Here is a 22,750-nt window from a genome sequence, read left to right as displayed (position 1 = left end):
AACTTCCCGCACCATTGCTTGAACTTTTGGTGTTGAGAGATAGGATGTAGTTGGCACTTTTCCAGCCTGATTTTCTAACTTCTGAATCTCTTGGTAAATTAGATTTGTAATTTCTTATTCTATGGGAGATTCAAATATAGATATTTCAAAATCTTTAGTTTATATCTCTGGTAAATTTATATTTACTTCACTGTTTATATCAATAGTTTGTTCCGTCGTAATTCCTAAATATTGAGCAAGCTTTAACTCTGAAATAACTGTGTCGGTTTTTTGTTATAACTCTTCAGGTGTGAGGATAATTTGTTGCGATCTAATTTCTGATTCTGGACGTTTTGCTTCTTCGACAATTTCTTGAAATTTGTCGTGGGCAACAATATTTAGACGAGGTACAATAGTTATACCTGTGCACTCTCCATAGGGTAAACTTAATCCTCAATTGATTGTTTAATCAAGATTTCACAATTTGTAGCTCTTAATAGTAAGATTATATAAAGGTTATTAACATCCCAGCCTTATTTTAAGATATTTACATGAATAAGGATTTACGTTGGTTCATCTAGATGTTCTACTTTCAGCAGTCTTTCTACCATTTCATCTTCTTGTGCACCTGTTTTACTAGAATCAACTTGAATGACTTTATCTTTGTAATACCCTTCGGCAAATTCATGAGATTTAATCAAATCTAAAAGTTGTGAAGCACGGTTAGTATCATGAGCAATCACAAGCATAAAAGATTTAACAATTGGCTTTCCTGTTTGGAGAGCATAAATTTTTAATTCAGCTTTAATATTCTCGTGTAAATAAATTCCATCTTCCAACTCGATTTGTTCAATTGCTAGTGAAAATTAAAATCTTTACGAGTCCCCACAGCAGGCTCTTTAACACAACCATCTGTAATTGCTTTTCCTAGAGAGTATTTATAGATTACATATTTAAGATATATTGGTTCTTTACTAGTTTCTACAGAAGGTGTATCTGTAAGTTCTAAACCCATTAATGGTTTTAATTTATTAATTTCTAGAATACCTGGTAAAGCTCAATATCCGTGCGATTCATCCATTATAATTACTAGGTCTTTTCACTGGAAAAGATAATCACAATATCTTTCTCCAATATATTCAGGTAGTCGTTTGATTTTTGAACTTTTGCCACCGCAGACTTCTGAGTTAACAAACATTGGAAATGTTGAAAAGATTCATCTTGCAGAGAATTTGTGGATATAAAATTATTGTAGCATTAGACCTATCAGGAAAATTAAATTGGTGTGAAAAAAAATGGTAGACGGGAATTTTGAGGGTGTAGCAAAAGGGAAAATCTACTAAATTAACTATATTCAAGAATATCCACATCCTACAAAACAAATACAGGGAATAACTAACCATCAGTTTCAAGACTTGTTAGCCCAAGGTTAAATGCAGCATAAAAAACTTCAAGGTGACATAGAAAGTAAAAAGATAGGTATAAATCAGAAAGGAGGAGGGGGGAAAGGGAAACTAGAGATAAAAGAACAGGTATGTCTATCCTTGTTCTATTTGAGGAAAATGCCAACATTTGAGGTTTTAGGTTTGCATTTCGGTATATGGAAAACGGAAGTAAAGGATACATTTCATTACTGACTAGAGATATTATCAAATGTTTTCCCTGTTAGTATCCTTGAACAGGTAAAAAAAGATTATAGCGATTATGCCATGGCGACTCAGAACAAAAGGCAGGAAACAAAGAGTTTTCCACCAAGGGTATTTTTGTTGAACAGGTCATTAGACTTGTAAAAACATTCCGGGTACCTCAACAAAGATTTCCCCTGGATTCCCCAATTTACTCACAAGTAATTCTTAGGATTTGTGGTTTAGTCACATTAGGAATTGGTTCATTACTTTTGCCCATTTTATAAATGTTATGGATATGAGGTCAGTTATGAATTTGTCATTAACATCTTCATGGATAGGAACTATCCGTACCTATTCCTAACCCTGATTCTTTCCTTGGCTCTTTCCTCATCTTAACACTATGGAAAGCCACACACATACGCCTTTCTGAATTTTCGGACCTCTCTATTGGTTTCATAGTTGTCACCTGTGATAATCATTGGTGACTTAATCACAAATTTAGAAATACCTGTAAATACATATTTTGGTTTATTTGGTGAAAGATCATTAATCAGTTTGTGATAAATGGTAAGGTTGGGTGCTAAAACAAAGAAATTATTGATATCGATATCATACGCTAAATTTAATCAGCTGATAAAAGTCCCCAGGAGTCGCGTTTTACCAACACCTGTTGCTAGTGCAAAATAGAGTGAAGGAAATTCACGCTCAAAATTAGTCACTGTAGGCAATTCTTGGTTAATTTCCGCTCAGCTTATTTCTATATCACATTGTCTATGGATGGTCAATAGTTCACAAATCCGAGAAATTATTTCTAAGAATTGTCGTTGCGGAGGACGCACATTGAGAGGATTAGCAATATTATTCACAAGTTAATTCATTGTATATTATCCATATCAAATAGTGATTCTTGTATAGGTTGTTCTAGTAATCTTTGTAGTGATGGTTGTTAAATTTTCGGTGTTACTTTAGGCAGATTTAAAATTTTCAAGCTGTAATCATCGTGTCCCCATTCACAACGTGAAAGTATTTGTTTAGGATTTTTTTTGATTTTCAGACAATATATCACCTTGCCACGAAAGGCACTACATAATACAAGTAGGGTGGGTCCTTGTCCTACTTCATCATACAGTTGACATATTAGTTAATAACTAAGATTTTCGGTGGTGACATAAATAAGATATCATTTGCTATAACAACTATGTTGCCGATAAAATGTATCTGATGGTGCATAAGTGAAACCTTCAATTTTGCAAAGTGCTTCGGCTAATATTTCAGAGTTATATTCTTTATTAAGAATCCAATTACCCCATTTGTCTTTTTCTAACGATGATGGTGCAAGGCGATAGTAACGAAACCCACCACCGCCTTTCCAGTTAACAGTTTGTGTGATACCACCTTTGTCTTCACCATCAATCACTTTTTTGAGTTGGGGAATAATATGTGTATGACAATGTTCTCCTAGTTCAATCATGATCCAGCGTCTTCCCATTTTGTGCGCGACTGCACCTGTGATTCCTAAACCAGCGAAGGAATCTAATACTAAATCACCTGGATTTGTGGCTATATGAATAATTCGATGCAGTAGTCTTTCTAGCTTAGGCGTCTTGAATACCTCTTCTCTAGTAAAAAGTATGTATATATCCTTTTAAGCTTCATCTCTATGACCAGTTTCCTCATTATTCGACCAAGTATTTGGAACAATATTAGAGGCTTCTTTTAAGTATTGTTTAAAAGATGGTACGCCATCTCGTAATTTTCCAAAATAGGCTAATCTAGATTTTACTATTTCAAGCCATTAGTCTTCAGTTCGAGACCAACATTTTCCTGGAGAGGGTAAGCGAATTTTCCCTGTCGGTGTTGTAATGGGATAAGAGAGATTAGGACGGATATTAGGAGCATCCCAAGGAATAGCTCGCCAAGGTCTATTGGAATCATTATCAGGATTTTTATATTGCCAAGATTGTTCTTCTTTTCTAGGTAATGTATTGCGTATATTTTCCCATCTTTTAGGATTTTCTGACTAAACTAATATGGAATCATGTGATAGGGAGAGACAAGCATCATTAGACCGAGAATATCTATTTTAGCAAACTACATTTGATATAAAATTCCTTCTTCCAACAATCTCATTACACATTACATTTAAATAATGTGCTTAAATAATGTACTTCATTATCATCAACCGTAGTCCACAAAGTTCTATCTTATGATAACAAATTACGAATAATCTCTAAACGATATCTCATGAAAGAAAGCCAGATAGAATGTTCAACCCCATAATCATAATGTTCAGAAGCAGAGTATTATAGGGAGTATCAATAAAAATACATTTAAATCTTCCTGGAAATTCTTACTCTAAAGCCTTGAGAGCTAACGAGTTATCGCCAAAAATCAAGGAATTATCAAAAATATCATTTCCACTGACTCGATGTGCGGCATGATAGGATTCCTCAGCATCTGCTAACAAAATTCGCGGCTCTAATTTGGGGCGAATTCCTTTACCAGTCCATGTAAGTTCAAGTCTTTACTTTTTAGTTATAATTAGTTGAGTTTCTCTCGCAGAAATTAAATTATAAAATTTAACCTTTAGGTAAATTAGTATTTTTAGCCTGATTTTCTTTTCTAGCCAATTCTTGCATTACTACACTCGTTATCGTTAAGCCTTTAAAATCTGTCAAACTCCTAAAAATAGCAAGATATCCTTTTTCATCACTAACTAGCAAACTGAGATTCAGCGAGAATATAAATTACCTCGGCAAGTTCTATCCCAGTTCTAGAAAGCTCAGTTATATTATCTTGAGATAAATTAACTTCTGGCTTATTGATTAAAGATTTATAGCGTCTTGATAAAATATCCAAGATACACAATCTATCATGTTGATAGGAATTTTTTGTCCGAGTTTCTTTTTCTGCTTTTCGCGAATTTTCAAAAATCTGATCAAGATATTGAAATATAAGCACATACACACAAAGTATAATCCCTGAAAGAGCATTACTAAAAAGTGTTGAATAGTAAAGCTTGTGAAGCTGGTTAATATCTTTCCTCGCTGCAACAATTATTTCAGTATTACCGCTAAAACAAGCAAGTGCGATTGCAGCTTTTTCAATGGTGATAGCATCATGATTATCTACTGATGCTCGATATTGATAGACAATATTTGATACCATACATTCTTGCCGCAACCGGGAGGATAGAGTTTTGGCAGAAAGACTCAAATAGGAAGCAAACCATTGAGATAAGCACAAGGAAGGGAAAGGATTTGGTAGACACTTTCAACATTCCACTGTGGTCCAGAAATTTAAATCCTTGCTCCAATCTGTTGAATAGCAGATTCGACAGATCCAGAACCAATAGAACACAGTTGTTCAGCTCGGTAGTAGGTGTAGTTAATAATACCAGTGGGATGTTCTTCGCTTATGTCGAAAGACTTCTTAACTTGTTTGCCTCGACAATTATTAAATAAAGCTTGAATTGGCTCTATCTGACCTTACCACAATAAACTCTCAACAGCTTGGAGATGCTTTAAATAACCACCAATTTGATAAAGATTCTCTTTGAGGTGATACCAATCCAAAATTTCCAAAGGTTTGGATTTTTCAGTTCCAAACTCTTTAACTAAATTCCAAACTCCATCATGACCATCCCCCAAACACACAAGGGGGTTAACCAAAGACTGGCTATTAACATAATCAACTTATGATTTATTAGTTGTTATCAAAACATGCGCCATCATGAATTCCTTGTAGACGAAGGGTTTTATTGATAGTCTCGCCAGTACCAGCCTGGTTGTGGTTTGCTCCCTAGTCGTACTCTTCCACCATCCACCCTCACTTCACAGACAGCTTGTTTTCCTTGTGGTAGCTCCCAATCTTGTTCCACAACTAGTTTTTGTTGCCTCCTATGGCCAACTTTTACTCCTGTTAATGCCTCAATTTCAACTTCTGCCTTTTGATATGATTCCTTCCTTAGCTGATAGCCTCAAGCAGCACTTTTGAAGTAATGGACTTAATCGACTTCTTGGCTTCAAACCCAGTCTCTTCAACTGTTTAGCTTTTAGTTTTAGTTCTCCTACCAAGGTTTTGACTTTCCTGGTTTTACCTACTTTCCTTCCGGTTCTTTCTTCAATAAAAAAAAAGGGCTATTTCTGGACTTACCACTTCTAATATTTGACTCCTTACTGTTTTTTCTATGCCTTCCAAGTCTGTTATCTGACTTTTGTCTGCTTCTTTATATAACAATGTTGCCTATTCTTCTAAGCAGGCTTTGAGCCGTTCTTTTATCCTGCTTCATGGTTGCTAATCCACACTTATTTATCCTTAAATGCTCCTAACACTTGTGTATCTTCCAATAGTGGATGCTCCCCGGCAACTGTTCTTGATTGGGATCTAAATGCTACAAAATAAACATCAAAAACATCATTTTGTGCATTTCTCGCTTTGGTAATCTCTACACCTATTTCATCTGATTTTCTCTCTAATTCAATGATTATTACTAATAATTTACCAGAGATATAGAACCAATAGTATTAATTAGAATAGATGCAATAAATCCAACTATTTACCATCCATTGACTATAGAAAATAGTCTGAAATAAATCGATTTAATTCCTGACTATGTCCAGATCGTAGACTAAATTTCTCACAAGTAATTGTTAATCCATTATTGAGATAAAAAAGTCCTGGCGCTTGAAGTTTCACAGTTTCAGCAATTGCTAAGTTAACATCCTGTCTACCCAGATAATAACGAATATTATTCTCAAATAATAATTTGTTATGCTGGTTATATAAAGATACCAGCTCAGCAGCATTTACTAATCCATAAAGAACCCTGCGTGGCTGCTTTAAAGAATGCCACTTTCCTAAAGTAAATTCAACATTAACAGGTGCATTTTCTTGCTTGGTTGTCAAACAACCATAAATCTTTTCAATATTCAAACCCTGCCATCGGAAGCGCGGATCAACTTTATTTAGTTGATCTTTTAATTGATTGAGATCATTAACTACATGAGAGCCCAGCCTTCCATCCAGATATATATGAAAGCCAACTATTGTTACTCCATTTTTGTCTAAAGCATCCTCAACATCTTGCTGTAAGCGGGAAAAACTCGAATTAAATTTTTGAAACCGTTTATCGACAAGATCCCTAATTCCATCACAAAATTTCTTATTATCTCCCAGATCTGGTGATTTTACAACCTTAGCCTGTACTAACCAAAGTAGGTTATTAAACCGCTCAAAATAAACTGCATCAATACCATTATCATCTTAGTCAAATTATATTGATCTAGTTCAAAATTTGGCTCGTGTATTTTCAGTATAGCTATTTTTCGAAGTAAATCATACAAAGGCTCAACTAAGCCTCTAGATCTTAAACCTAAATAAGGAACTGCACTCTCAATCTGTGTGAAATTTAATCGCCTATTTCCTTGGAGAAATTTTGCTTCCCAATCGTTCACAACTTCAATTATTTCTTCTTTAGTAAAATTAGGAAACTCGTATGACTCTAAAGATGAGTCATGAACGCGCACATACAGGGAGACTTTTCCGTTGCAGAATATTATTACTTAGATAGTAAGTCCCAACTAAGATAATGGGGATTCGCAGTTTACTAAAAACACCAATTAGCTCATTAAATACTTTCAAAGTTAGGTAATCTGCATTACTGACTATTAGGACTTTCACACCATAACTTTTCAGAGTTCCCAAAGCTCACGAGAGGAAATCTTGTAATGTTCGAACATGAGTAAGTGGATGACCTATTTCTTCCATAATGGAGCAATATAAATCCGTGGGTCCACCATGTTGCTCAATTTCAGCATAGATAACAGTTACAGGAATTTCCAACAATGTTCCTCTTCGTTTTACATATTGGGTTCTGTAAAGTTGACAGGCTTTTAATAAACCAGAACCCGTAGCAGATGTAACGTAAACACAGAGTTTTGTATCACGTTGATCATCAAGCCAGTCAAATAATTCTGTATCATGATCAAGGGGAAAGTAAGTGTTAGCTTTACCAATCCGCTCAATCTCAGCTTGGACTTCAGGCGATCACCGTAATTCTTCAGTAGGTTGCAAAATTGTATGAGATTGCTGCTTAAATTCTAGATTGGCATGGGCTAAGTTTATTTCCGACATTAAAATCACCAGTTATCCTTCATAAATTGATTCCAATGTTTTACACCTACTATAGGTCTTCTTTTAGCTTTAGCTATTGGATTGGTATCCCCTTGAGTTTGTTCAACTTGCTTATCTATTGAATTGACAATGTTTTGTGAATCTGCGTCAAAGGTAGATATTAAATTTTCCTGTGCAATCTTTATTTCTTCTGGGGGTTCAATTATTGATGGTGTTTCAGTTTCAGGAAATAACTCTACCACTTTTGATTTGTTAGTTTTAACCTCGTGCTTTTGTTGTGCCTATTTACGCCGTTGTCTACCTCTCTCCTTACGGTTTTGCTCAACATCCTCAAATCGAGATAACCGCTCATTAAAAATAGAAGAGTGATCAAACTTTATACCTTCGTTACGCAACTTTTTCTTGATAGAATTTAATTCAGCTAGAGACATTTCTTCTCTTTTAAAATTGCTAGCTTGTATAAAACCAAGGAACTCTCCTGGTTCACCATTAATAGGGCGAGTATAGACACTGACTGTTGTAATATTACGCCTATCATATCTTACAGAAACTTGCTTCCTTTTATAATCTAACAAGCAATCACCTTGATATACCCAACCAACAAAGTTAACAGAACCATATTTTTCTACATTGCGTATCGCAACTTTCATTAAACAAATATCTAGTTCACGTTCATAAATAAGGTCAGGTTCTTCTAGTAAACAACTTGATTTCCATTGCTCAATACGTTTTTGATTTCTTACCATTGGGTAATCATGACGGTTGATAAACTAGAGAAAATATTTCACTAATATTTTCTCTAGTTTATCAACCGTCAGACAGGCAAGAAGAACTGCCTCTGGAGGAGGTTCCTCAATATTTGAACCCCTGTATCTACCATATAATAACAATATTTCTTTATTAATCTTGTCAAAAATAGATTCAATTAAACCACCTGCCTGGGGAAAAGTATGCAAACGCCGTATAAAAAGTAATTGTAGTGAAACCTGTTTTAAATGTTCGGACTCAAATCCCTTTGCACTATCTCTCGTTATATATTATTATTTATATATTTAGGTATTCCACAAATCCCCCATTTTTCTTGAAGTTCGTACTCTGTTTCGTAGTGCTTTGGTAAAATTCCATTACCCAGAGCTAAACCAACTTGATGGGAGCCAGCAGGTTCAAAACCTAAATAAAACCCTGTGACACAACCAGAATAACTATCCATTAGCAAAGTGATGTATGGACGACCAATAACTTTCTTATTCTCCTCGTCAACTAACAAAATATCTAATCTAGTATGGTCTATTTGCCAAATCTGGTTGCTGTAGGTGATTTCTAAAATACCTTCCTTCAGTTGTTTGTAGAATTTGTGCTTCTATCGGCGAACCAGGATGGCGAACTTTATTATATTTTGCTTCTAAATAGGAATTAATTACTTTATAAACAGTGACATGAGAAGGGTGTTTTCCTACTATGAGGTCTTCTCTCACCTGAGAATATCCCTTAAATTTCTTATCATGTTTTTTGTCTCGCAGTTTCTCTCTTTGAGAAGCCAAGGCTTTTAAATATCCAGAAATCTGATTGTGATTGATTCGATAACCTTCTCTATTACGCCAGTGATGAAGGCTAACAATAAAATCATGCCACTCTTTGGAAATACGATATTGTCCTTGATCCTTACGTCCAACAGCTAGAGTTGCCACCCCTACCTGCTCAACTTTCTATATGATGCGCTTAATAGTTATAGTGCTTTTGCCCAAAGCTTTCGCCGCATCTGCGATCGCATCCCTACGATCTATGTTCTCAGGTGCTTGGCGGATCGCATCAATTAATTCCTCCTCCTCACTCTAAAATCCTGGAAAGGCTTGATTCATAGGTTTTTTGGGCATAAGCTCACCTCAAGAAATATGACATCATTTACTTTAAAAATTAGGATACAAAAAAGATTAAAAGGAAAATCGCTAAGACCCTTATTTATTAAGGGTTTTAGCGTTTAGTCTCGTTTATCGCAAAGATGACAATAATTATTTAAAGGATACCACTCATAAATGAATAAACCATCTGGGAATCAGCTCATGTTACTAATCCCCAGCACCAAATCCTAATCAATATTTCCTTCATTTGGCGGGGTTTTTTCCGGTAGTACTTCCCCAGGGGGAACATGAGAAGCATCTGAGACAACTTCCTCACTCAGCGCTGTTGTTGACGGAGTTGTAGATTGAGATTCTTCCCTTTCAGTTCTCGAGACAGACTCTATTGGTTGTTCAGGAGAAGAAACAGTTACCGCTTCTGTGATAACTTCGGTTTCTGGCAGGTTTACCGGTTGGGTTACTTGAGTTTCAATCCCTGATTCTGGTGTTGGTTCTATACTGGTAACACTTTCCGCTGGTTCTTCAGGAGAAGAAACAGTTACTGCTTCTGTGATAACTTCGGTTTCTGGCAAGTTTGCCGGTTGAGTTACTTGAGTTTCAATCCCTGATTCTGCTGTTAGTTCTATATCGGTAACACTTTCCGCTTCAGTTGAGATTTCCTCAGCTGGTGGTACTGCTGCTGGACTCGGTTGTTCTGGAACAGGAGTAGTTTTATCAATAATCTCCACCACCGGTTTAGGTTTCGGTACAGAAGGAGTTTTACTCACTGTTTGCTGCACCTTCCCCTTCAGACCTCTGAAGACATTGCCAATTAATGCTGGTAATTGTGACAACTTTTCCTGCACAGAAAACTTTGACACCTGCTCTTGTATACTTATCTTGACTAACTCTGGACTGGGGATAGGCGTTTGTTGGACTTCCGGAGTCAGTTGACGACGTAATGATAAAGTTTGCCAGCCAAACCAAACTAAAAGCGCCACACTGGCCACATGACCCAGTAACAATCCTCCTGTAATCTGGGGTGCAAAAATCCATAATACTAAAGCATAAAATAAACCTACTCCACTCCAAACAAAATCGTTCTTGCGATGGATTTCTGGAAAAAAGAAAGCTGATAGGTAAATAGCTAAACTTCCCAGTGCAACCACTAATGCTAGGAAATAGGCAAGCATTTTTTCATACTCCTTACTTTTTTATTTGTGCCAGTATTTCCATTTTGCGAATTTTCTCACTAAAATGTTGACTTAGATACAAATTAAAACTAATTATCTGTATTAGTTGTGATTTTTTGTCCTTAATATCAACTCTTAATGTCTTCTTTAGGAGTGAAGCCAAAATCTCGGTTTACCCTTAAAGGTGAAAGGATCTGCAAGAGTTAGCCAAACAAATTTATGACCCTACAAAGCTTTGGTGTGATTGGATTAGCCGTTATGGGCGAAAACATCGCTCTAAATGTTGAGCGTAATGGCTTCCCAATTGCAGTTTACAACCGTTCTCGTGAAAAAACCGATGCCTTCATGGCGCAACGCGCAGGAGGACGGAATGTCGTTGCAGCCTTTAGCCTCGAAGAATTCGTTGCTGCACTAGAACGCCCCCGCAAAATCCTAGTGATGGTGCAAGCTGGTAAGCCTGTCGATGCAGTAATTCAACAGCTTAAGCCCTTATTACAAGAAGGCGATATCATTATTGACGGTGGTAACTCTTGGTTTGAAGATACCGAAAGACGTACTCAAGAACTAGAACCAACTGGTTTACGTTATATCGGTATGGGTGTGAGTGGTGGTGAAGAAGGCGCACTAAATGGTCCTTCTCTCATGCCTGGTGGTACAAAAAGTTCCTATGAGTATCTATCCCCCATTTTCAACAAAATTGCTGCCCAAGTTGATGATGGACCTTGTGTAACCTATATTGGTCCTGGGGGTTCTGGTCACTATGTAAAAATGGTTCACAACGGCATTGAGTACGGCGATATGCAGTTAATTGCAGAAGCTTACGACTTGCTGAAAAATGTGGCTGGTTTGAGTGCTGCACAGCTACATGAAGTATTTACTGAGTGGAATGAAACTGACGAACTCAATTCATTTTTGATTGAGATTACAGCTAATATTTTCCCCTACGTTGACCCAGAAACAAAGAAACCCTTGGTTGATTTGATTATTGACGCTGCGGGACAAAAAGGGACTGGTCGTTGGACTGTACAAACTGCTTTGGAATTAGGCGTTGCTATTCCTACAATTACTGCTGCTGTTAATTCCCGGATTCTCTCTTCTATTAGAGATGAACGGATTGCGGCTTCCAAGCAAATCACAGGACCAAGTGGTAAGTATACCGGAGAAATTAAGAGTTTTGTGAACATGGTACGTGATGCGCTCTATTGTTCCAAAATTTGTTCTTATGCTCAAGGTATGGCGTTGTTATCTACAGCTTCTAAAACCTACAATTGGGATTTGAATTTGGGCGAAATGGCTCGGATTTGGAAGGGTGGCTGTATTATTCGTGCTGGCTTCTTGAATAAGATTAAGAAGGCATTTGACCAAAATCCAGCACTACCTAACTTGTTGTTAGCACCTGAATTTAAGCAAACAATTCTCGACAGACAAGCTGCTTGGCGGGAAGTAATTATTACTGCTGCTAAGTTGGGTATTCCTGTTCCAGCTTTCAGTGCTTCTGTAGATTACTTCGATAGTTACCGTCGCGATCGCTTGCCTCAAAACTTGACTCAAGCACAACGCGATTACTTCGGCGCTCATACCTACAAGCGTACTGATAAAGAAGGAACTTTCCACACTGAGTGGGTTCCCATCGCTGAAGCTAAGAAGTAAATTGCATCTAGTGAAGGTGTAGAAATTTTCATAATTTTAGATAATGGCTCTGATTTTCAGAGTCATTTTTTTGACAGCAACTTACAGCAGTAGTCAATGCCAGTATAAAGTAGCATTTTAAAAATGCATCAAAAGATAGAGAAAAAGTGACAATCTTCTATAATTGGATATAGTTTCTGTCTTTAGGCACATTAAACGATGCTTAGAACGACTAATTCTGGTGTTTAGAAAAATACTGAAATTTCTCAAAAAATAGGCGATGGTCAAGCCGCTTTTGTGAGTGGCGGAATTAAGATACCTATTTCTACTTTTATCTTTATCAAAGTTTAAAATCACCCATTACCCAAAAACTTATCCCTGATCTCCTGCAATTCTTTATCTACAGCATCCTGCTTGGTAGGATTATTCGTAGAAACAGATGGTTGTTGTGCAACATTTTTTGGTTGCACCTTACCACCTATAAACTTTGTTTTTATTTCCAGTAATTCCTTTTCAATTTGACTAGGAGTTTGGGAAACAAAATTTGGTGGATAATTTGGTGATGCTTGGGTGGCTGGTTGACTGATAATTGTTGGTGGAATGCCTATGGTAGATTGAATATTCAAATCTTTAAGAACTGCATCAGTTGTTTGATAACGTCTACTAGGGATACTTTCTAGCATTTTATCGATAATCTTGCCCAATTCGTTACTAACTGGGGTTTTCAGGTATTGTCGCCAAATCCAAGCTGCGTTATGGGTATCATAACTGTCAAAGGGCGAGCGCGCTGTTAAAAGATTAATACAAGTTACACCTAAACTATAAATATCACTGGCAAAAACCGCCCGACCTCGCATTTGTTCCGGTGCCACATATTCAGGACTACCTATACTTGTACCCGTATGATTTAAAGCCGTACTTGTAGCATATTTTGCTGCACCAAAATCTACAATTACTAACCTAGTATCACTACCCCGACGAATAATATTTTCTGGTTTAATATCTCGGTGAATTACTTCTCTGCTATGGCAAAATTGCAGCACTGACAATAGATCAATTAATAATTGCCGAATTTTGGTTTCATTAAATGCGCCATTTTGTGCTAATTCCTGAGCTAAATTTAATCCATTAATAAATTCTTGGACTAGATACTGTCTATCATCTTGAGTACAATAGGATAAAAGTGCAGGAATTTGTGGATGTTGTCCCAAATGATCCAACTGTATAGCTTCTTGATTAAATAACTCTACGGCTTTCTGTACTGTATTTGTACCTTGGGCTTGGGGATAAAATTGCTTGATTACACACGGAGGCTTGGAGGGTTTATCCTCATCCACTGCTAAAAAGGTTCTGCCAAAACCACCTTGTCCGATGGGTTTGATAGCGCGGTAACGTTCTTTGAGAAGTAACTTAGTACCACAAGTCAGGCAAAACTTGACATCATTAGGGTTTTCCGGCTTGGAACAATGGGGATTAAGACAATAACTCATAAGGTAAAGTCATATTCACTTATATTCAGTAAATCACAAACTTATCTGTTTAGCCTGGGTGGGGGATTAAATCTCGATGGAGTTACTAGAGGTGTTGTGACTACACCTTAAGAGTGGGTGTCTTAGCTACTTAAGAATTTCCCTACCTTGAGGCTGGAGAAGAGTCAACTACTTATATTTTATTGTGCCTGACTTTTTACGAAAAAGAATTATTTACTTTGATCACAACGTGATAGAGCTTTTATCAAAAAGTTGGTGATTGTAGCTTACATCTAGTATCATACAAGCTGTTTAAAGATTATGGTTTCTATTTAGGGAAAGAAAAAATGAAAGTTTGGCTTTTTTGTGTTTTCTTATTATTTGCTTTAGCACAATTTTTGGATTGGGTAAAAGAAGTTTCCCTACCATTACCTACCTATATTTTAGGAGGAGCATTTTTAGCGGTTGTATCCAACTACGATAAAATTGTTGGTGGTTATTTCAGTGAGGTACAAGCGGAAATATTACCCCAACCACCCCAGTTAGATGCATCAACTCAATCAACACCCATATCATCCACACCAATGCCTTTATCAGTGTTGAGTCCTGTGGAAGAGGGAAGAAATCTCTGCAAGAATAAATTGCTGAATTAAAAAATTCTACAGTGAACCAAATACTCCAACATCTACAACCCCAGCCTACTACCATACCGTGATTAATAGACTTTTCGCTAACTTCGGTGCATTGTTTATTCAAGATCGAGGATCAAGTCTAACTTTTAGCTTCCATAATTGCCTGTCTATCCTATTGCTGAGTATTATGGGAGAGACTGCTTTAGTCTGGGGAACCAAGGAAGTGAAATGTTTACAAGCTTCGGAGTTAAGGATTTATGACCAAATTTTGCGTTCGCGTCCCTAAGAAGCAATGAATGCACGCATTTTATTAGTCAGCATTACTCAAGAGGATCTGATGCGGGAACAGTTTTAGTCTGGGGAACCAAGGAAGTGAAATGTTTACAAGCTTCGGAGTTAAGGATTTATGACCAGATTTTGCGTTCGCGTCCCTAAGAAGCAATGAATGCACGCATTTTATTAGTCAGCATTACTCAAGAGGATCTGATGCGGGAACAGTGGCCTTTATCAGACCAAACTATCAATAAGTTAGTACAAAAATTAGCTTCTTATCACCCCCGTGTAATTGGATTAAATATTTATGGTCATCAACAACAAAATTTAGGTACTAATCTGCAAAATCAAATCATTGGGACTTGTTTGTTAAGCAATATTGGTAGGTTAGAAGTTCCCCTACCTCGTGATTCTCCTCTAGAGAATATCGGGTTTGATGATGTGGTGACAGACAACTCTACAGATCAAGCTATTCGTCGTGGTTTATTATTTTCCAATTCTACAGATAAAGATAGTCAATGTAAAACACAATGTAAAACACAATTTCCCTTTGCAGCTTTGTTAGCTATTAATTATTTGGAAAAAAAGGTATAACTTATAATCTAACTAAAAATCAAGAATTTTAAATAGGTAAAACTTTATTTCCCCGCTTAGATAAAAATGCTGGCAGCTATGAAGATACAGATGCCTATGGCTATCAAATTTTATTAAATTCTCGTCATCCAAATCACCTGGCTATACAAGTTACTTTGACAGAGGTTCTGACAGATCAAGTAAATCCCAATTGGGTGCAAGATCGCTTGGTAATTATTGGGACGACTGCTAATAGTCTTCATCCTGGGTTTTATACTCCCTATAGCAGTTTATCAGACCAACCTGCAAGAATACCTCGTATTTTTGTTCATGCTCAAATAGCTAGTCAAATTCTGACGACGGTTCTGGATGGACGACCTCTGATGTATTATTGGCCAGACTGGGCTGAGTTATTATGGATTTGGAGTTGTTCATTAGTACGTGCTGTTTTAGCATGGCAATGGCGACATCCTTTGATGTTTCTGTTATTAGAAGGTTTCATTTTTGTAGGTGTAGTGGTAATTACTGCTGGTTTTTATCTACAAGCAATATGGATACCTCTATTTGCACCTGCTTTGGGTTTAGTATTCAGCGGTCTTGCTGTCATGGGTTATACTACTTACCAAACTCAAAAGCAAAACCAGACAATTGTGTTGAAAGTAGAACAACAAGAAGATGCGATCACACAATTAGGCTTACTATTAGAGCAAACAACAGAACTTCCATCTAATTTTGATGACTTTAAGTTTGCAGAAATATCAATATTCAAAACCGATGAGTTACTTTTGGCTGGAGGTTTCAAAATCTCTAAATCTCTTGCTTCTGGCGGCTTTAGTTGTACTTATTTAGCAGAAGATACTAAACGAAAAGGTAATCCTATCTGTGTAGTTAAAGAGTTAATGCCAACCCGTCGAGATCCGAAGCTTTTGCAAGTTGCCCGCAGGTTATTTAATACTGAAGCTGAAATATTAGCAGTTTTAGGTAAACATCCGCAAATTACTGAACTCTTTACTTATTTTGAAGAAGATCAGGAGTTTTATTTAGTTCAAGAGTATATTCTTGGCAACACTTTGAGTAAAGAATTAACACCAGAAAAAGGTGCGAAAACTGAAGCCTATGTTGTTAATCTTATTCAATAAATTTTAGAAATATTATTATATATATCAACGCCGTCTAATTTATCGGGATATTAAACCAAGCAATATTATAAGAGGTAGTGAAAATAATCAACTGGTATTAATAGATTTTGGTGCAGTCAAGTTAATTCAACCACGCATAGATGAGGAAACGGAATTAGCTACCGTTGCTATTGGTACAAGAGGCTATTCACCACCAGAACAGTTTGCTGGACATCCCAGGTTATCGAGTGATATTTACGCTTTAGGTATGATTGGTATTCAAGCTATCACTGGCACTGCACCCCAGGAATTCCCGCTGCATCCAGAAACTGGTAAGATTATATGGCGACAAACAACCAATGTCAGCAATGAATTAGCGGCTATTTTAGATAAGATGGTTTGTTACAACTTTAGTGATCGCTATCAATCTGCTACTGTTGTTCTTCAGGATTTAAAGTCAATTAGTTATTAGTCATTGGGTAAGCATTCAGCTAATGGCTAACGGCACGGTACGCGAACAGCCATAAGCAGTCAGCTTTTTCAGGCTAACGCCAAAAATACCTAATTTAATAATTAAGCAATTTCTCAAACATTCTAACTCCTGAGTCCTGACTCCTGAATTCTTACAAAGCGCGTTTATTTAGAAAAATGTAGATGTTGCATTAAATTATGCAAACCATACATAAATAAATTATGATTTTCACCATTAGCAATTATAATGAAGATTATTTTTTTGTTAAAGTTTTCCAAAAAGTGAACCTTGAGTAACTTTAAGAACATAAATAGTATCAAACTCTACGTAACTTCAATTAAGTAATGTAAATTAACTTGTGCATAGGAACAAAACAAGTGCTGAAGAAAGTTTTGACGATTGGGGTTTTGACCCTATTTTTGTTAACATTCCCACTGATGGGCAATGCATTAGCCCAAGGAAGATCTACACCACCTGATCCTGATACTGGAGATACAGCATTTATGCTGATATCGTCAGCACTCGTATTGCTGATGACACCGGGATTGGCTTTCTTTTATGGTGGGTTTGTGCGATCGCGCAACATCCTCAACACCTTAATGATGAGTTTTGTGTTGATGGCCATTATCGGAGTAACCTGGGTTCTCTGGGGTTATAGCCTATCATTTGCCCCTGGTGTACCCTTTATCGGTGGCTTGGAGTGGTTAGGCTTAAATGGAGTCGGTTTAGAAACAACCGGTTATTTGGAAGATTCAGCCCCTGCGGAAGTAGTTTCCTATGCGGGGACAATACCTCATCAAGCATTCATGATCTATCAAGCCATGTTTGCAATCATCACCCCAGCTTTAATTTCTGGGGCGATCGCAGAACGGATGAGTTTCCGCGCCTATTGCCTATTTGTGCTGTTGTGGTCAACCTTTATCTACACACCCCTAGCACACATGGTCTGGGCAAAAGGTGGATTTTTGGGTTTATACGGTGGTTTAGGCGCTCTTGACTTTGCAGGTGGCACAGTCGTACATATTAGTTCTGGGGTTTCTGCACTTGTAGCAGCCATCGTTCTCGGACCCCGGAAAAGCCACCCTGATCGCCTCAGTCCACCCCACAACGTCCCCTTTATTTTATTGGGTGCTGGTTTACTCTGGTTTGGCTGGTTTGGCTTTAACGCTGGTAGCGCCTTATCCGCTGGTAGCATTGCCACAGCAGCCTTTGTTGCTACTAATACAGCAGCAGCAGCTGGTACGTTAATGTGGCTAATTCTAGAAGCAACTCTGAGAGGTAAACCCACCGCAGTTGGTGCAGCCACAGGTGCAGTAGCTGGTTTAGTTGGTATTACTCCAGCTGCAGGATTTGTCACACCCTTAGCAGCGATTCTAATCGGTTTCATTACCGCCTTCCTCTGCTTCTATGCAGTCAGTTTCAAGCACAAATTGAACGTTGACGATGCCTTAGACACCTTTCCCGTTCATGGTGTCGGTGGAACATTAGGGGCAATTTTAACCTCCATTTTTGCCACCACCGAAGTCAACTCAGGCGGTAAAGATGGGGTATTACGTGGTAATTTTAGGGAATTTTTCGTAGAACTAGCAGCGATCGCCATAGCTTATATCATTGCCGGTACTGGCACATGGATAATTTTGAAAATTATTGATGCTACCATTGGTTTGCGTGTCAAAGAGGAAGCAGAAAATCAAGGTCTAGATATCCACGAACACGGAGAAGAAGGGTATAACTCCGAGTTTGGTGATCGCATTAACGTTTAGAAAAATATCAACTTATGAGTATTAGCTCCCCGACTTCTTTGAGAAATCGGGGATTTGATCATAACAATAGACGGTATGTGGGAAATTCAGCGGCTTTAGCCCTGAGAGGGAAGCGACAGGAGTGGTTTTAACCACCTTGGTCTTCTGGGTCTATACTCTTATCTTGCAGGAACTTCATGAACGGTGTTTGAGCAAATTCTTGCTTCTTTTTTCAATAGACCTCTTACAGGATTGTTTTTATGTTATGAAGAAAAGTTTTACTTTAATGGTAATTAGGTAAGATAATTGAGAAAAGGGAGACTTGGGGCGTGCCCTAGGATATATCGCAAAAAAAAGAGTAAATTAAATTCTATTATTGCCCTAATATGAGGTTATGAAGAAATGAATTATCAGTGCATCCAACAGTTAAATCTAAGGGCATTTAAAATTCACTTTGGAGTTAGGAAAAAAACTTTTAAGAGAATAGTTAAAACTATAAAATCATTCCAAGCAAGTAACAAGTACAGTAACAGCAGACGGAAACCTCTACTTGGTATTCAAGAGCAAGTTTTGGTGACTCTGGAATACTGGAGAGAATACCGAACTTACTTTCATATTGCTACGAGTTGGCGAGTGTCGGAATCAACTATTTGTCGCATTGTTCATCGCATAGAATCAGAACTGGTGCAGTCAGGAATGTTCCGTCTTCCCGGAAAAAAGGCCTTGCTCAGAGGTTTGAATCAGCCTGACGTAGTAGTAATGGATGTAACTGAAACTCCCGTTGAACGTCCAAAAAGAAAACAAGAGGAATTTTATTCAGGAAAGAAAGAACGTCATACCCTCAAAAGCCAATTGATTATCAATCAAGAAACGGGGGAAATTATTTGTACTTTCTTTGGTAAAGGTAGCTGCCACGATTTTTCCTTATTCAAAGCTAGTGGAATTCATCTTCATGCCGAAATACAAGGTATACACGATAGTGGTTATCAAGGAATTGACCAATTTCATAGCAACAGTTACACTCCCGAAAAAAAGCCTAAAAACAGAGAACTCTCTATCTTAGAAAAAGACTATAATCGGGTTCTGGCAACAGCGAGAATCGGCATTGAACACATCAATCGCCGCCTGAAAATTTTTAAGATTTTTGGTGATAGATATCGTAATCGCCGTCGTCGTTATGGTCTGCGTTGTAACTTACTGTCCGCAATTTACAACTACGAGTTAAGTTTAGCCGTAACGAAATTTAAGACCCCTACTATACCATAAAATTAATTTTGCAAGAGATATACTACTTAAGTAATAGGGATATCTTAAATTCAATCGTACTATAATTTATAAGGACATTTACTGAAAAATGGCTGTACTTAATGATCATAAATTATTTAAATCAAACAATAAGCCAAGCTAATGCCACAGGAATTGTTGTAGTTGATAACAACAGAAAGATGGTAAGCCTGAATAGAAAATTTATAGAGATGTGGGGGTTACCTTCACAAATAGTGAGCGAGCAAGATGAAAAGCTAGCATTAGAATTTGCTTGCTCTCAGGTGAAAAATCCTAATATTTTTATTAAAGAGATTCAAGAAATTTACATATATATGGAATTAGAGATTTATGACATTATTAAACTCAAGGATGGTCGATTATTTAAGCGCACTTCACAGCCTCAATACTTAAAAGAGAAGATTGTGGGGAGAATTTGGACGTTTCGTGAAATAAACCAGTGGAGCATTGAGCCGGAGTTAGATTTTATTAAAAATAAAATGTTTCTTTTTCCATCTCTTGGTTAATTCAATTAGTTTCTTAAGAAAGATTCTCATTTGTTACTAAAGATTAATCATTTTTTGATATATTTGTTATTCCAAGTCAGGAGAATATAATTATTAAAACTCTTTCTTCAGAAGAATTATTGTCTACCGATTATGGTAATACCTGCACCTGTTTGGTTTCCTATTATTGTTGATACCTCTGCACCGATAACAATTAATGCTCAGATTGTTGAACAGATTAAACTACTAATTGCGATTGGAGAACTACAGCCAAGTAATGCCTTGCCGACTGTTACTCAATTAGCTAAACATCTAGGAGTAAATCACAACACTATTGCGGCAGTTTATAACTATCTAATTGAATCTGGTTATCTGATAGCTCAAAGGGGTAAAGGAACTTTTGTCGCTAACTCTCAAGCTGTAGAGAATCTTGTTACCTACAAGCAATTGTACAATCTGTTAGGTCAAGCCTTTAATGCTGCAACCATAATTGGATTATCTCCATCTGAATTTGGTGGGGCTGCTTACGCACAAGCAGTAATGGTGAATCGACATCAGCCTGCAGCTTTAAAGTTAGTATTTGTAGAATGCTTACAACATAGTGCAGATGTATATAAAGCTATTCAAACAGAAATCAAAAAACATTTATTATTCCTTGAGCTAGAAGATTTAAAGGCTAAACAGCCAAAAGCGTTGAAAGAGTTGTTAGCCGCTGATATTGTGATTACAACGGTGCAACATTTATGGGAAGTAACTCAAATAGCTGAGAGTGAACAGGAAGTAATTGGTGTTGATATTAAGCCAGACTTACAACTTTTAACACAAATTTCATCTTTGCCTCGTAACGCTTTAATATTGCTTATTTGTCAAGAAGAGAGCAGAAGTGAAGACATGAAAAATATGTTACAAAAAGCTGGAGTTTCCCACATAAATTTTCAACCTTTAGGATTGCAGCAGCTTCAGCAAAATCCCCAGGTTTTAGAACAGGCTGAGGCAGTTTGTGTTTCCAAAGAAGTTGAAGATTATGTACGTCAGTATAGTTCTCTACTTTCTAGGGTAATGGTCTTTAATTTTAGCCTCAATGAAACTAATGTGTCAGTTTTAAAAGCACGCTTATCTGCAATCCAATTGGCAAAATCACATTTGAGCATCGCGGCACATCCATAGTTGGAAATAAATTGATTACCCTAGTCCTTGGAATGGTGGCACAATTTACGTGAAGTGAGTCAAAAGAGGGACACCCTCGGTTCAAACACTTTCCGGTCTGGAGATTCGCTCTCTCCGTCAGCTGCAACGAGATTATCCTGTTAGTCCCTACATTTTCCAGTCTTCTCGACGTGGCCCGTTGGCACATGATATGATCGCCGATATTGTTGAACGTGCTAGTGAGAAGGCTTCTCTACCTTTTCCTTTTCATACCCATATGCTGCGGCATGGAACGGGTTATTGTTTGGCTAATGGAGGCATTGATACCCGAACAATTCAGAGTTATTTGGGGCATAAGAATATTCAGCATACTGTTCGTTATACCGAACTTGCATCTACTAAGTTTCATGGGCTTTGGGATGATTGATGTTTAAAACCCTACCTAATTGTTACCCATCTCCCCCGAAAAAAATCGCTCTCCGTTGAGAACATTTACACCAGTTTCTTTTCCATGAAAATACCTAAAGGGTCTTCGGTATAATTTCCAAAAGGGTCACAATGCTGATAGCCTGCTTTTTCATAAAGTCCCAAAGCTTCAGGCTGGGAGATACCAGTTTCAAGCCGAATTAGCTTGAGACCAGATGCCCGCGCACAGGATTCAAGCTTGTCTAAAAGACGGCGACCAATCTTTAAGCCTCGAAACTCTGGCAGAACGAACATCCGTTTTATCTCTGCATAGTCTTCATCTTGCTTGACCAATGCACCGCATCCCACAATTACGTTATCAATGCTAACGGTAAGAAAAGTCACATTTGGCTGTTGTAGCGACTCAGGTGACAGAAGGTGATTACTTTCCGCTCTATATAGATGTGTCAAGTAATGGTCAAGCTGCTCAATAAGCTTGTAGACTTCGGGAAGAGCAGGATCACCCCTTTGAATAACTATGTGCTGCATATAATTACAACTTTATACACCTTAAACTATAAAAACTCCAACCTCTTTTAAATCGAGTTTCCTCTTAAAATAAGCAGTGCTAGTACTGACATAGGAAAACTCTTTAATCTATTAAAACCCAGATTTTTCACGAGTGAAAAAAATAATTTACATAACCTGGATGACAGATAATTTTTGAGATACATAATTAACTTAGACTTAGA

25 protein-coding genes and 1 pseudogene are annotated in these 22,750 nt (G+C 37.3%); 12 read left to right on the top strand and 14 right to left on the bottom strand.

Annotation, left to right across the window (positions count from 1 at the left end):
- Positions 1 to 542: 542 nt before the first annotated feature.
- Together AAZO_RS26055 and AAZO_RS35000 are read right to left on the bottom strand one after the other, a co-directional pair.
- The gene (locus AAZO_RS26055) at positions 543 to 818 is read right to left on the bottom strand and encodes a hypothetical protein (RefSeq protein WP_049790578.1); all 276 of its coding nucleotides are present in this window, start codon (positions 816 to 818) and stop codon (positions 543 to 545) included.
- A gap of 17 nt (positions 819 to 835) precedes the next feature.
- A complete protein-coding gene (locus AAZO_RS35000) occupies positions 836 to 994 on the bottom strand; it encodes a hypothetical protein (RefSeq protein WP_187289613.1) in 159 nt (52 codons plus the stop codon).
- 418 nt (positions 995 to 1,412) lie between these two features.
- Between AAZO_RS35000 and AAZO_RS43415 the strand changes: the two genes are divergently transcribed.
- Positions 1,413 to 1,616 carry a helix-turn-helix domain-containing protein gene (locus AAZO_RS43415; protein ID WP_041639570.1) on the top strand — a complete coding sequence of 68 codons (204 nt, stop codon included), beginning with the start codon at positions 1,413 to 1,415 and terminating at the stop codon, positions 1,614 to 1,616.
- Between the two features lie 122 nt (positions 1,617 to 1,738).
- A complete protein-coding gene (locus AAZO_RS33415) occupies positions 1,739 to 1,891 on the top strand; it encodes a hypothetical protein (protein ID WP_144031384.1) in 153 nt (50 codons plus the stop codon).
- Between the two features lie 896 nt (positions 1,892 to 2,787).
- Here AAZO_RS33415 and AAZO_RS37130 read toward each other — a convergent pair.
- From AAZO_RS37130 to AAZO_RS43410, 10 genes and pseudogenes are all read right to left on the bottom strand, one after another.
- Positions 2,788 to 3,240: a DNA methyltransferase gene (locus AAZO_RS37130; RefSeq protein WP_228371667.1), complete on the bottom strand. Its 453-nt coding sequence runs from the start codon at positions 3,238 to 3,240 to the stop codon at positions 2,788 to 2,790.
- 1,079 nt (positions 3,241 to 4,319) lie between these two features.
- Positions 4,320 to 4,775, bottom strand: coding sequence for a hypothetical protein (locus AAZO_RS06150; RefSeq protein ID WP_013190587.1), 456 nt, complete (start codon positions 4,773 to 4,775; stop codon positions 4,320 to 4,322).
- 44 nt (positions 4,776 to 4,819) lie between these two features.
- Positions 4,820 to 5,846 (bottom strand): annotated as a pseudogene (locus AAZO_RS06145) (ISKra4 family transposase).
- A gap of 333 nt (positions 5,847 to 6,179) precedes the next feature.
- Complete coding sequence (locus AAZO_RS34990; protein ID WP_187289612.1) at positions 6,180 to 6,515, bottom strand: AIPR family protein; 336 nt, start codon at positions 6,513 to 6,515, stop codon at positions 6,180 to 6,182.
- 299 nt (positions 6,516 to 6,814) lie between these two features.
- Positions 6,815 to 7,135 (bottom strand): hypothetical protein, encoded by a 321-nt coding sequence (locus AAZO_RS06135; protein ID WP_041639565.1) that lies wholly within the window; start codon positions 7,133 to 7,135, stop codon positions 6,815 to 6,817.
- 612 nt (positions 7,136 to 7,747) lie between these two features.
- Positions 7,748 to 7,984 (bottom strand): hypothetical protein, encoded by a 237-nt coding sequence (locus tag AAZO_RS26045; RefSeq protein ID WP_013190586.1) that lies wholly within the window; start codon positions 7,982 to 7,984, stop codon positions 7,748 to 7,750.
- Between the two features lie 39 nt (positions 7,985 to 8,023).
- Positions 8,024 to 8,488, bottom strand: a complete 465-nt coding sequence (locus tag AAZO_RS26040) for a Mu transposase C-terminal domain-containing protein (RefSeq protein ID WP_049790576.1) — start codon at positions 8,486 to 8,488, stop codon at positions 8,024 to 8,026.
- A 284-nt stretch (positions 8,489 to 8,772) separates the two neighbouring features.
- Positions 8,773 to 9,009 carry a hypothetical protein gene (locus AAZO_RS26030; protein WP_049790574.1) on the bottom strand — a complete coding sequence of 79 codons (237 nt, stop codon included), beginning with the start codon at positions 9,007 to 9,009 and terminating at the stop codon, positions 8,773 to 8,775.
- 10 nt (positions 9,010 to 9,019) lie between these two features.
- Positions 9,020 to 9,430: a hypothetical protein gene (locus AAZO_RS26025; RefSeq protein WP_049790573.1), complete on the bottom strand. Its 411-nt coding sequence runs from the start codon at positions 9,428 to 9,430 to the stop codon at positions 9,020 to 9,022.
- 398 nt (positions 9,431 to 9,828) lie between these two features.
- The gene (locus AAZO_RS43410) at positions 9,829 to 10,770 is read right to left on the bottom strand and encodes a Ycf66 family protein (RefSeq protein ID WP_013190585.1); all 942 of its coding nucleotides are present in this window, start codon (positions 10,768 to 10,770) and stop codon (positions 9,829 to 9,831) included.
- Positions 10,771 to 10,989: 219 nt separating this feature from the next.
- Between AAZO_RS43410 and gndA the strand changes: the two genes are divergently transcribed.
- On the top strand, positions 10,990 to 12,420 hold the full coding sequence (gene gndA / locus AAZO_RS06120; protein ID WP_013190584.1) for an NADP-dependent phosphogluconate dehydrogenase: 1,431 nt from the start codon (positions 10,990 to 10,992) through the stop codon (positions 12,418 to 12,420).
- Positions 12,421 to 12,752: 332 nt separating this feature from the next.
- Here gndA and AAZO_RS06115 read toward each other — a convergent pair whose 3' ends face one another.
- Positions 12,753 to 13,889 (bottom strand): serine/threonine-protein kinase, encoded by a 1,137-nt coding sequence (locus tag AAZO_RS06115; RefSeq protein ID WP_013190583.1) that lies wholly within the window; start codon positions 13,887 to 13,889, stop codon positions 12,753 to 12,755.
- Positions 13,890 to 14,215: 326 nt separating this feature from the next.
- On the opposite strand from AAZO_RS06115, the gene AAZO_RS06110 reads away from it, so the two are divergent.
- From AAZO_RS06110 to AAZO_RS06080, 9 genes are all read left to right on the top strand, one after another.
- Entirely contained in the window at positions 14,216 to 14,521 is a 306-nt protein-coding gene (locus tag AAZO_RS06110) for a hypothetical protein (protein ID WP_013190582.1), read from the top strand.
- Between the two features lie 420 nt (positions 14,522 to 14,941).
- A complete protein-coding gene (locus AAZO_RS41015; RefSeq protein WP_049790572.1) occupies positions 14,942 to 15,367 on the top strand; it encodes a CHASE2 domain-containing protein in 426 nt (141 codons plus the stop codon).
- A gap of 32 nt (positions 15,368 to 15,399) precedes the next feature.
- A complete protein-coding gene (locus tag AAZO_RS41010; RefSeq protein WP_338027173.1) occupies positions 15,400 to 16,485 on the top strand; it encodes a CHASE2 domain-containing protein in 1,086 nt (361 codons plus the stop codon).
- A 19-nt stretch (positions 16,486 to 16,504) separates the two neighbouring features.
- Positions 16,505 to 16,936 (top strand): protein kinase domain-containing protein, encoded by a 432-nt coding sequence (locus AAZO_RS41005; protein ID WP_266889353.1) that lies wholly within the window; start codon positions 16,505 to 16,507, stop codon positions 16,934 to 16,936.
- Positions 16,937 to 17,373: 437 nt separating this feature from the next.
- Complete coding sequence (locus tag AAZO_RS06100; RefSeq protein ID WP_228371531.1) at positions 17,374 to 18,699, top strand: ammonium transporter; 1,326 nt, start codon at positions 17,374 to 17,376, stop codon at positions 18,697 to 18,699.
- Between the two features lie 381 nt (positions 18,700 to 19,080).
- On the top strand, positions 19,081 to 19,944 hold the full coding sequence (locus tag AAZO_RS06095) for an IS5 family transposase (protein WP_013190579.1): 864 nt from the start codon (positions 19,081 to 19,083) through the stop codon (positions 19,942 to 19,944).
- 101 nt (positions 19,945 to 20,045) lie between these two features.
- A complete protein-coding gene (locus AAZO_RS06090; RefSeq protein ID WP_013190578.1) occupies positions 20,046 to 20,468 on the top strand; it encodes a PAS domain-containing protein in 423 nt (140 codons plus the stop codon).
- Between the two features lie 132 nt (positions 20,469 to 20,600).
- Entirely contained in the window at positions 20,601 to 21,614 is a 1,014-nt protein-coding gene (locus AAZO_RS06085; RefSeq protein ID WP_013190577.1) for a GntR family transcriptional regulator, read from the top strand.
- Between the two features lie 97 nt (positions 21,615 to 21,711).
- A complete protein-coding gene (locus AAZO_RS06080) occupies positions 21,712 to 22,020 on the top strand; it encodes a tyrosine-type recombinase/integrase (protein WP_338027172.1) in 309 nt (102 codons plus the stop codon).
- 65 nt (positions 22,021 to 22,085) lie between these two features.
- Here the strand turns inward: AAZO_RS06080 and AAZO_RS06075 are convergent, their stop codons facing one another.
- The gene (locus tag AAZO_RS06075; protein ID WP_013190576.1) at positions 22,086 to 22,547 is read right to left on the bottom strand and encodes a GNAT family N-acetyltransferase; all 462 of its coding nucleotides are present in this window, start codon (positions 22,545 to 22,547) and stop codon (positions 22,086 to 22,088) included.
- Positions 22,548 to 22,750 lie beyond the last annotated feature (203 nt).

The sequence above is a fragment of the 'Nostoc azollae' 0708 genome, from assembly GCF_000196515.1.
GTDB lineage: Bacteria > Cyanobacteriota > Cyanobacteriia > Cyanobacteriales > Nostocaceae > Trichormus_B > Trichormus_B azollae.
This window is presented reverse-complemented; position numbering and strand designations above follow the sequence as displayed.